Origin of the sequence: uncultured Rikenella sp. (assembly GCF_910579375.1) — a bacterium.
Classification (GTDB): Bacteria; Bacteroidota; Bacteroidia; order Bacteroidales; family Rikenellaceae; genus Rikenella.
Genome location: NZ_CAJTUJ010000078.1, coordinates 1 through 8624 on the forward strand (window position 1 = coordinate 1; position 8624 = coordinate 8624).

Annotated in this window: 6 protein-coding genes; all 6 read right to left on the reverse strand. The window is 61.1% G+C overall.

Features of this window, described 5'->3' with window-relative positions:
• Positions 1–177: 177 nt before the first annotated feature.
• Complete coding sequence (locus QZ302_RS07085) at positions 178–2397, reverse strand: S9 family peptidase (RefSeq protein WP_294593982.1); 2220 nt, start codon at positions 2395–2397, stop codon at positions 178–180.
• The gene (nadC, locus tag QZ302_RS07090; RefSeq protein WP_294593984.1) at positions 2394–3251 is read right to left on the reverse strand and encodes a carboxylating nicotinate-nucleotide diphosphorylase; all 858 of its coding nucleotides are present in this window, start codon (positions 3249–3251) and stop codon (positions 2394–2396) included. The genes QZ302_RS07085 and nadC overlap by 4 nt, the downstream gene beginning before the upstream one ends.
• A 29-nt stretch (positions 3252–3280) precedes the next feature.
• A complete protein-coding gene (gene ruvX, locus QZ302_RS07095; RefSeq protein ID WP_294593987.1) occupies positions 3281–3697 on the reverse strand; it encodes a Holliday junction resolvase RuvX in 417 nt (138 codons plus the stop codon).
• A gap of 268 nt (positions 3698–3965) precedes the next feature.
• Entirely contained in the window at positions 3966–4910 is a 945-nt protein-coding gene (locus tag QZ302_RS07100; RefSeq protein WP_294593989.1) for a hypothetical protein, read from the reverse strand.
• Positions 4911–5004: 94 nt separating this feature from the next.
• On the reverse strand, positions 5005–6549 hold the full coding sequence (locus tag QZ302_RS07105) for a glycine--tRNA ligase (protein WP_294593991.1): 1545 nt from the start codon (positions 6547–6549) through the stop codon (positions 5005–5007).
• A 35-nt stretch (positions 6550–6584) separates the two neighbouring features.
• Complete coding sequence (locus QZ302_RS07110; RefSeq protein WP_294593993.1) at positions 6585–8102, reverse strand: arylsulfatase; 1518 nt, start codon at positions 8100–8102, stop codon at positions 6585–6587.
• Between the last annotated feature and the right edge of the window lie 522 nt (positions 8103–8624).

Consider the following 8624-nt stretch of genomic DNA (forward strand, 5'->3'; position numbering starts at 1 on the left):
CAGGCCCCGCGTGCCCGCGGTGGGCAATTTGCCGCCTCAGCCCAATCCATTACGCACAGAGACAATAATAAACCGAGCCCACCAGCCTCCACGCTCCACCGAGAAAAAAACGCGGCGGGCATACAGCCCGCCGCGTCCGAAAGCTCAGGAAGAGACTAAAAAAACCTGTCAATACCCCTATAACCCGCACTTGACAAACTCGATCGCCCGACGCAACAGGTGATCCCGAGACGAACCCATCCCGTGGTTCTTGTCCGGATAGATCGCCATCTCGAACGGCTTGCCCGCCCGAACCAGCCGCTCGATCATCTCATAACTGTTCTGGATGTGCACGTTATCGTCCCCCGTGCCGTGCGCCAGCAGCAGCTTGCCCTTCAAGCGGTCGGCGAAGAAGATCGGACTGTTGTCGTCGTACCCCGCCGCATTGTCCTGCGGCAGCCCGTTGTAGAGCTCCGTGTAGATCGTGTCGTAATACCTCCACGACGTCACCGGCGCCACCGCCACCGCCAGCGCGAAGACATCGTTTCCCTTCAGAATACAGTTCAGCGCCATGAATCCCCCGAAGCTCCAGCCGTAAATCCCGATCCGCGCCGGATCGACATAAGGCAAACTCCCCAAGTACCGCGCCGCCGCAATCTGATCCTGCACTTCGAGCCCTCCGAGATTCCCGTAGGTGCACTTGCGGAACTCCGCCCCCCGGAAACCCGTTCCGCGGCCGTCCACACACGCCACCAGAATCCCCTCCCGCACCAGCGCCGCCTCCCACGACCACCCCCACTTGTCCGCCACCTGCTGCGACCCCGGACCGCTGTATTGCGTCATCAGCACCGGATAACGCCGCGTGGAGTCGAAATCAGCCGGTTTGAGCAGATAGCCGTTCAGCGTCGTCCCTTCCGGCGTCGTGAAGGTGAAAAACTCTTTTCGCGGCAAGCTATACTCCGACGCCATCCGACGCCGCAATGCCGCGTTGTCCTCCAGCACCCGCACCGCGCCTCCGTCCGCCACCCGCCTGAGCGTCACCACCGTCGGCGTCTCGCTGTTCGAAAAATAGTCGATCCAGTACCGGTACCCCGGCCCGAAAACCGCCGTATGCGTCCCCGCCTCGTCCGCCGCCGACAGCCGACGCTTTCCCCGACCGTTCAGCCCGACGCTGTAAATCCCCCGTCCGAGCGGCGAATCCTCGGTAGACTGATAATAGACCCTTCCGCGCTTCGCATCGATTCCGTAAAGGGCCGTCACCTCCCATGCCCCCTCCGTAATACGGTTCTGCAACCGCCCCGCCATGTCGTACCGGTAAAGGTGCATCCACCCATCCCGCTCGCTCTTGACCACAAATCCGCGCCCCTCCGGCAGAAAAGTCGCCGTCTCGTTGTTGATCCGTTCGATGTACCGCGGGTCGCGCTCTTCGTACAGCACAGACGTCGCCCCCGTCGTCGCATCGGCCAGCAGGATTCGATAATGATTCTGCAACCGGTTGAGCCAGTGCACCGCCAGCCTCGCTCCGTCCCCGTCGTGCCCCGTCGCCGCCCACTCGATCCGGGGCACGTAGATGTCCGTCGAATCGGCCCCCGATGCGAGGTCGACATCGACGATCGAATCGCCGTCGAACCGGTAGATCCGGATGCCGACCACCGAGTTCATCTCGCCCGCTTTCGGATACTTGAAATTGTAGTTCTCCGGATACAGCCCCCCGCGGAAGGTGTTCATCGAGTATTCGCGCACGCCGCTCTCGTCGAACCGGTAGAAAGCGATGGCGTCCGAGCCCGGCGCCCACTCGTAGGCCCGTGCAAAGCTGTACTCCTCTTCGTAAACCCAGTCGGGAATGCCGTTGATAATGGAGCCCCGCACCCCGTCGTGCGTAATCTGCCGCTCGACGAAAGTCCCGTCGGTCGCCGGAGCCGAGAGATCGACCACGAAAAGGTCGTTGTCGCGCACGAACGCCGCTTGGGTTCCATCCGGCGACAGAGTCGCCTCCTGCTGCTTCCCGCCCACGGACAAAGGCCGCAGGTCGCCCGTCGTGCGATCATAAACATAGTAATCCGCCCGCGAAGAGTGCCGGTAGATCGGTTCGCGACCCGTGGTCAGCAGCATCTGCCGCCCGTCGCGACCGATCGCGTAATCGGAAACCTGCGGAAAACCCTCCGGTCGCCGGAACAGCGTATCGACCAGCGCCCCGTCGGCATACCGCCACTGCAGCACATCTCCGTTGCGGCTCAGCGTAGTATAGTGTTCGCCGTCTTCCATGGCCCGCAGCCCGTACACGCTCCGTGCCGCCAGTTTTCCTCCGGCGATATCGTCGTAGCCGATCTGCCGCTTCGCCTCCGGAGCCGCCTGCGCCCCCGTCGCCATACCGCCGAGCAGGGCGATACCTATTATATAACCGTATATCCGTCTCATGCTTCGACCGCTTTAAGGCTCATATCCAGGCTTTTGATCTGATGGGTCAGGGCGCCCACCGACACGTAGTCCACGCCGCACTCGGCATAGTCGCGGAGGTTTTCGAGCGTGATTCCGCCGGAAGACTCGGTCTCGGCACGCCCCGCCACCCGGGCGACCCCCTCGCGGGTCTGCTCGATCGTGAAGTTGTCGAACATGATGCGGTCGGCACCGCCCGCGGCGAACACCCGGTCGATGTCGTTCAGCGACCGCACTTCGATCTCGATCTTCAAATCCTTCTGCTTCTCGGCCAGGTATTCGCGTGCGCCCCGGAGCGCGTTTTCAATCCCCCCGGCGAAGTCGATATGGTTGTCTTTCAGGAGAATCATATCGAAAAGCCCGATGCGGTGGTTCTCCCCTCCTCCGATCCGGACGGCCATCTTTTCGAGCATCCGCATCCCGGGGGTGGTCTTCCGCGTGTCGAGCACTTTGGTTTTCAGCCCCCTGAGCCGGTCGGCATAGACGGCGGTCTGGGTGGCCACGCCGCTCATCCGCTGCATGAGGTTGAGAATCACGCGCTCAGCCTGCAACAGGGAGATCAGGTTCCCTTCGACATAAAAGGCGATCTGGCCGGGTTCGACCCGGTCGCCGTCGTTCAGTATCCGCTCGAACGCCACGGTCGGATCGAGCCGCCGGAAGACTCGTTCGGCCACCTCGACGCCGGCCAGCACGCCGGCCTGTTTGATGAGGAGTTTCATCCGCCCGCGCCGGTCGGCGGGGATGGAGCTGAGCGAGGTGTGGTCGCCGTCGCCGATGTCTTCGGCGATGGCCAGCTCGATCAGCCGGTCGACGTAGGGTTCGTAGGCTTTTTCCATGGTGGTGTATCTGTTTCGTATGGTTGTGGTTACTTTCGCGCCTCCATATAGGACTGGAGGAGGATGACGGCGCTCACCCGGTCGACGAGTCCTTTGTCTGTGCGCCGCCGGTTCCGGGGGACTCCGCCTTCGATGATGGCGCGCTGGGCGAGCACGGAGGTGAAGCGTTCGTCGTGGAAAACAACGGGTATCCCGGGCAGGGCGCGCCGAAGCTGGCGGACAAAGGGGTCGATATAGCGCCACGATTCGGATCGCTCGCCATTCATCTGCCGCGGGTCGCCGACGACGAACATTTCGACGTCGTTTTCGTTCGCATAACGGGTCAGATAGTCGACTGCTTCGTGGGCGGGCACGGTGTCCAGCGGGTTGGCAATCAGCTGCATGGGGTCGGTCGCGGCGATTCCGACGCGTTTCCGTCCGTAGTCTATGGCGACGATCCTGCTCATTTCTTCTCTGCAAAAATAGGGAATTATTCAGTATGTACCCCGCCCCGGGCAACCGCAACGCATCTGCGGGCGAGCCGGTGAACGGCGGGTACTTTGGGTACAGTTGGTCTGCTGCCATGAGCGGCTTTGTCGGCTTGGACTTAGGTTTCTATGCGCAGGGTCTCAAAACCGACCGCTCGGACTACCGGGCCAACGGTCTTCAGTTGCGTTGCCTCTCAGTATTTATCTCTCCTCTGCCCTTTTTTTATCCGGAACCCCGGCAGACGCGCTATTTCGCCGCGCGCTGCTTGATCTCCCGCTTCGTCATCTCGCGCTGCACCAGCTCCGGCGACGAAACCGCCCGATAGGTGCGCCCGTGTTGCAGCCGGATCTCTCCCTGAGCCGTAGCGAACCGGGGATTATAGTATACCCACTCGAACGCCGAGCCGTTTTTCGAATCTCCCTGGCGGAAGCGCGGATTTTCGTCCGGAAAATAGACGGCGATCCGCACCTGATACTCTCCCCCTTTATAATAGGTCCCGGCCCGGGCGATCGGCGTGCCGGGGTAGACCACATCTCCCGGCCGGACGGCGATGCTTCCCTTCTCCAGCACTTCGTACCGGCACAATGTCCCGTCCGGTTGTTCGACCAGCACGTAGTTCGCCCGGCTCCGATAGGTGGCCGCTATGCCTTCGTCGGCCGGCTCCTCGCCGTCGTGCATCTCGACGACCAGCCCTTTCCGCATGGCGAAGACCGTGTCGCCCGGCGCGAGGCGGAACTCCCAGGCGCTCCACCCCCGCACCGGCTGGCCGTCGAAGTAGCGCTGGTTCAGGTTGAACAGCGAGATCGCTCTGACCGCCTCCCCTTTCATCGTGCTGTAAGGCAAGCGGTAGATGAAAGCGCTGTCGAGTTTCGGACTGCGGTAGCCCCGGATGTAGCTGTAGGCGTACCGGCACCCCACCGGCCGTTCCGCCTGCACCGGCGCGACGGTCAGCAGCTTCTGGCTGGCGCCTCGCATAACGGTCTTATAGACCGGCGACTGGCGGGTGTTTTCGAGTTCCGAGAATTGCAGCAGGAGCGTATAACTTCCCAGCGTGTGTTTGATGGCATTGATTTCCAGGCTGGTTTCGACCCACCGGGAGTCCACTTCGATATCGGGTCGGGTGTTCTGTGCCGTTGCGCCGGACTGTCCCAGGGCGAGCAGGGCGATGACGAAAAGTGCGTGGCGAGGCATGGCTTTCGGTTTTGATAACAGGTTAAATATACGAGAAAAGTTCCAGTTTTCAGAGGAAAACCGGAACTTTTCATTGATTTTAATCTATATGCAGTTATTTCACCAGTTTGGCGAACAACCCTTTGAGGCTGACCATGTCGTGCACGATCCCCGGCAAATCCTTGATGGCCACGCGTTCCTGCTGCATAGAATCCCGGTGGCGGATAGTCACCGTCCCGTCTTCGGCGGACTGGTGGTCGACGGTCACGCAGAGCGGCGTCCCGATAGCATCCTGCCTGCGATACCGTTTCCCGATCGAGTCTTTTTCGTCGTATTGCACGTAGTGGTCGAACTTCAGGTCGTTCACGATCCCGCGGGCGATCTCCGGCAGTCCGTCTTTCTTGACCAGCGGCAGAACGGCCACCTTGACCGGCGCCAAGGCCGCCGGGAAGCGCATCACGATGCGCGAATCGCCGCCGTCCAGCTGTTCCTCGGTGTAAGCGGCCGAGAAGACCTGCAAGAACATCCGGTCGACCCCGATCGAAGTCTCGACGACATAAGGCGTGTAGCTCTCTCCGCTCTCGGTGTCGAAATATTGAATCTTCTTGCCCGAGAATTTGGCATGCTGCGAGAGGTCGAAATCGGTGCGCGAGTGAATCCCTTCGACCTCCTTGAAGCCGAACGGGAATTCGTACTCGACGTCCGTAGCGGCATTGGCATAATGTGCCAGCTTTTCGTGGTCGTGGAAGCGGTAGTGGTCGTCCCCGAAGCCCAAGGCGCGGTGCCAGCTCATCCGGAACTGCCGCCAGTGTTCGAACCACTGCATTTCGGTTCCCGGTTTGACGAAGAACTGCATCTCCATCTGTTCGAACTCGCGCATGCGGAAGATGAACTGCCGGGCGACGATCTCGTTCCGGAACGCCTTCCCGATCTGGGCGATCCCGAACGGAATCTTCATCCGCCCCGTCTTCTGTACGTTCAGGAAGTTGACGAAGATCCCCTGCGCCGTTTCCGGCCGCAGGTAGACGTTGCTCGCCCCGTCCGCCGTGGAGCCCATCTGGGTGCTGAACATGAGGTTGAACTGCCGCACGTCGGTCCAGTTCTTCGTTCCGCTGATCGGGCAGACAATTTCGAGCTCTTCGATCAATGCCTTGACTCCCGCCAGATCATTGGCATTGAGCACTTCGGCCATCTTTTCGTGCGCGGCGTCCCGCTTGGCCTTCAATTCTAGCACGCGCCCGTTGGTGGTGACGAACTGCTCCCGGTCGAAAGCCTCGCCGAACCGCTTGGCAGCTTTCGCCACCTCCTTCTCGATCTTTTCGTCCTGCTTGGCGATCCAGTCTTCGATCAGCACGTCGGCACGATACCGTTTCTTGCTGTCCTTGTTGTCGATCAGCGGGTCGTTGAAGGCCCCCACGTGTCCCGACGCTTCCCAAGTCTTCGGGTGCATGAAGATGGCAGCGTCGATCCCCACGATATTGTCGTGGAGCTTGGTCATCGCGTCCCACCAGTAGCGCTTGATGTTGTTCTTGAGCTCGACGCCCAACTGGCCGTAGTCGTAAACGGCCGACAAGCCGTCGTATATCTCGCTGGACGGGAAGATAAACCCGTACTCTTTGCTGTGCGCGATCAGTTTCTTGAAGAGTTCCTCCTGTGTCATTTGAGTTGCATGTTATATCCAAGGAGCAAAGTTAGTTATTTTCCCTCGCCGTTGGGAAAGTTCGGGGTCTTGACGGGTACATTTTTATTGATGAGCAGTTTGCCGCCAGAGGATACCCATCGCTCGCCCCGCTCGGCGAGGTGTTCGGCCATGCTTTTGCGGAAAGCGGCCAGGCGTTCCTCCTGTTCGGCAGCCGTGTGCAGGTCGCGGGTTTCGTATGGGTCGTCCGCGAGGTCGAAGAGCTGCTCTTCGCCATTGCCGTAGAACCAGATGTATTTGTACCGCCCGTCGGTCAGGGCTACCCAGCCGCTGCCGCCGTAGCTGCCGGTGTGTTCCAGGTCGAGCTGCGTCCGCCATCCGGCTTTCTTCGGGTTTTTCAGCAGCGTCAGGATGGACGCTCCGTCCACTCCGTCGGGGATTTGTGTTCCTGCCGCGTCGAGGAAGGTGGGCAGGATGTCGCGTATCTCGACCAGCTCGTCGCGGGTGGAGCCGCGTTTGACTTTGGCTTTCAAGGACGAGGGGTAGCGCACGATGAAAGGCACATGGGCCGATCCTTCGTAGGCGTAGGTCTTGCGCCAGTGGTGGTGGTCGCCGAGCATATCGCCGTGATCGGAGACGAAGAGGATCAGGGCGTTGTCGTACATTCCCCGCTCCCGGAGCGCCGCGACGATGCGTCCGATCTGTTCGTCGATGAAGGTGACGTTGGCGGCGTAATGCCTGCGGGCCTGTTGGGCATATTCCGCTCCGAAGTCGCCGTAAGCGGCTGCCGGGTTCCTGAGCGGGTCGTGGGTGTAGCGTGTCGAGTAGGTCGAGTCCCAGTCGCCGACGACCGGTGCCGGCAGGGTCTTGTCGGCATACAGGTCGAGCAGCCGCTTCGGTGGGTCATACGGGCTGTGGGGTCGGGCGAAGGAGACTTTCAGGAACAGGGGCTGTATCGGGTCGTAGTTTTCGATCAGCCGCACGGCCCGCTCTCCCGTCCACCAGGTGGGGTGCAGGGTGTCGGCCAGCGGATAGGTGTCCGAAGCGTGGTCGTTCCAGCCGATATGGCTGGAGTCGGGGTTAAGCCCGGGGGCCACGCTGGCGAACCACTGCCGGTAGTCGCTGATGAAGCCGGTGTCTTCGACACGACCGGATTCGTCGAGCTCGGTGGCGGCGAAGCCGCGTAACGATCGTTGCGGGTGCCAGTGCATCTTTCCGATTCCGTAGCTGTAGTATCCGGCGTCGGTCATGAGTTGCGGCAGCTGGTTGGGGTATTCGGGGGCGATGAAGTTGTTGTAGCCGATGAGGCCGTGGTGCCAGGGGGACTGACCGGTGAGCAGCCCGGCCCGGGCGGGTGTGCTGCTGGGGGTGGAGGTATAACCGTTGGCGAAGCGCACGCCGTCGGCGGCCAGTGCATCGAGGTGTGGTGTCACGACGGTCGTATCGACGGTGCCGAGGTAGTCGAACCGATGCTGGTCGGTCATGATCAGAATGACATGGGGTTGTTGTTTCTGTGCGGCGGAGGCGGCGCCTACTGCGCCCAGCGCGGCCATCCAGGCTAGGGTCTTTTGCATAGTCGTCAAATATACGATATTTATTTGCATCTGTATTGGAGGGCTGAGGTTCTCGATAGGGTTATTACTGCCTTATTAAGGCGGTACTATCTTGTGGGGCCCGCGTACTTCTTTCAGGCGAGGTGCGCGAAAAGAGATAGGGTAGAGGCTGCCGATTCCGAGTGCCGGACCCGAGTAGCGAAGCGAGAGCACGTCGGCTTGTCGACGATGCCTCGCAAGCGCGAGGGAGACCGCAGGTCAACGCACCGCCTGCCCGGCGGACGCGTTCGCGCCACGGCGGGCGGCCTTTATTACTTCAAAGTAACCGCGCGCCACGCCTAAAGAAGCGATTCAACTATTTCGGCGGTGAGCCGAAATAGAATGAATCGCGCAGGCGCGCGAAAAAGTTCGATTCCGCGCAAAGTTCTGTCGCCCACCCGCTTTAAAGGGCATATTCTGCCGGTTGGCACTCGGCCAATCCGGCAAGAATTGCCGCGGGCGACGTTTGGGAGCAGACACGCCCAGCTTTCGCGTGCCGAGCGG